This is a genomic window from Haloferax sp. Atlit-6N, assembly GCF_003383195.1.
In the GTDB taxonomy this organism is placed as follows: Archaea; Halobacteriota; Halobacteria; order Halobacteriales; family Haloferacaceae; genus Haloferax; species Haloferax gibbonsii.
Genome location: NZ_QEQJ01000013.1, coordinates 1 through 1,729, shown reverse-complemented (window position 1 = coordinate 1,729; position 1,729 = coordinate 1). Strand labels below are relative to the sequence as shown.

Here is a 1,729-nt window from a genome sequence, read left to right as displayed (position 1 = left end):
GGGAAATTCGGGCCAGATCGGGACCTACATCCGACCGTCGACGGAGCGCCAGGACGATCAGCACCAACGCGACTCGATCAATTCCTACATCGAGGAGGAAGGCCTCCCACGAGATCACGTCGAACAGTACGTCGACATCGAGAGCGGAACGAGCGATGAGCGCGAACAGTTCAACGAGCTGCTCGACGCGATCAAGAATGACGACGTCGACCACGTGGTGGTCTGGGAGATCAGCCGGATCTCTCGTCGCGGCGCGACCCTCCAGGAGTTCTTCGACGCTTGCGAAGAGCACGACGTCACGATCCACATCACCGACGGCGCCGTCGAGAAGGTGAAGCCCGACGGCCAAGGGAGATTTGTCGCTGACATCATCGGGATGGTCTACCAGCAGGAACGACGGCAGCTGATCCGTCGTGTGAAGGCAGGTGTGAAGCGTGCGAAGGATCAGGGGAAGTGGATCGGGAACGTCCCTGCAGGCTTCCGTCGCGACGATGACGGCTACCTACAGCCGATCATCGAGCCCGAGGACGGTGAGGATAGTTACTTCGAGATCGAAAACGCGATCCAGCGCCTCGAGGGGGGCGACTCGTTCCGATCGGTCGCGAAGTCGCTCTCGATCAGTCGGCAGGGGCTCACGAATATCTACCAAGACGACGAGCGGCGGCAGTGGTATCTCAACGCGCGTGCGGAGGACGATCGCGTCGACGATGCACTCGATGAAATCGATATAGGTGAACAGCGATGACCGACCGAGACCTCAACATCATCGTCACTGATGGTCGCGACCCGAGAGAGTGGCAGTGTATCGAGTGCGGCCACGTGATCGAGGCGAAGCGCCGACCGAAGAGCTGTCCGGACTGCAACTGCGTCAACGGCGACTTCGATCCCGGCGTGAATCTCTTCGCGCGCCGAGGGGCAGTCGGCTGGTTCGACTAACGCACTATTTCCACGGGAAGGGCACGCAGAACCGTGATGGAACCGGGTTTCGTACACGCTCGGGTAGGGATTAGCCCCCGGAAGACACCACTCCACACACGATTTTGGGGCGTCGCCGTGCCCGCCGCAGTCAAACAACGAAACCAATCCAGAATACTGCTCACAACACGCCGCGAAAATATGAACTAAATCAGAGAAGTCGTTTTGTCCACACATTTAGGTATAAAAGTAACAAACCCCTATTCGATCGGAACTTTGCGATATCCACATCTCGTGGGACCAGCGCGAAGATATCCTTGACGTGATCTAACTGAGCCGTTTTTCTTTCAGTCAGAGCGAAGAGAATCAGCCTGCAGACCCTGACTTAGAGTCAAGCAGTGAAGTTATCGGCCTGGAACGTCGTCGCATCGCCAGATGCCCCACCCAAGTCGATAGGGGTGGTCGCAACGTTCTCGACCGAATTACCGTCCACCCAGAGGCCGTTTCTGACATCATAGGTCGATGGTGCTTTAATCCCATAGGCAACCGGCGTGGTGTCTGGGTCGGGGTCCGTATCCAGGCCGTCGATTCGGTTGTCCTTGATGTATATCGGGCCGTTGTTGTACCCCGACTCGTTGTCCGAGTCGAGATGAACCAACGCCGTCCCCTGCCACGAATCCCCTGGCCTAACGGGGTCCCGTATCGTGTTGTCTTGGATGGAGACTTTCTGGTTTTCGGGGTCAGCATTCGAGTTCGTATCCGCGACACGGACTGCTGCTCGGTTCAAGTCAAGGAACCGATTGTCGTAGATGTT

At 57.5% G+C, this 1,729-nt stretch carries 3 protein-coding genes; 2 read left to right on the top strand and 1 reads right to left on the bottom strand.

The features are described 5' to 3' along the window. The coding region (locus tag DEQ92_RS20825; RefSeq protein WP_199522952.1) for a recombinase family protein at window positions 1-745 on the top strand (745 nt) is incomplete at its 5' end. Continuing rightward, complete coding sequence (locus tag DEQ92_RS20820; RefSeq protein ID WP_115821711.1) at window positions 742-936, top strand: hypothetical protein; 195 nt, start codon at window positions 742-744, stop codon at window positions 934-936. The genes DEQ92_RS20825 and DEQ92_RS20820, both read left to right, overlap by 4 nt. Window positions 937-1,306: 370 nt before the next feature. Here DEQ92_RS20820 and DEQ92_RS23520 read toward each other — a convergent pair. Next, on the bottom strand, window positions 1,307-1,729 hold a 423-nt coding region (locus DEQ92_RS23520), incomplete at its 5' end, for a hypothetical protein (protein WP_158547645.1).

Coding starts and splice junctions, on each gene's coding strand:
- DEQ92_RS20820 (WP_115821711.1), top strand. CDS start 742: ATGACCGACCGAGACCTCAACATCATCGTCACTGATGGTCGCGACCCG.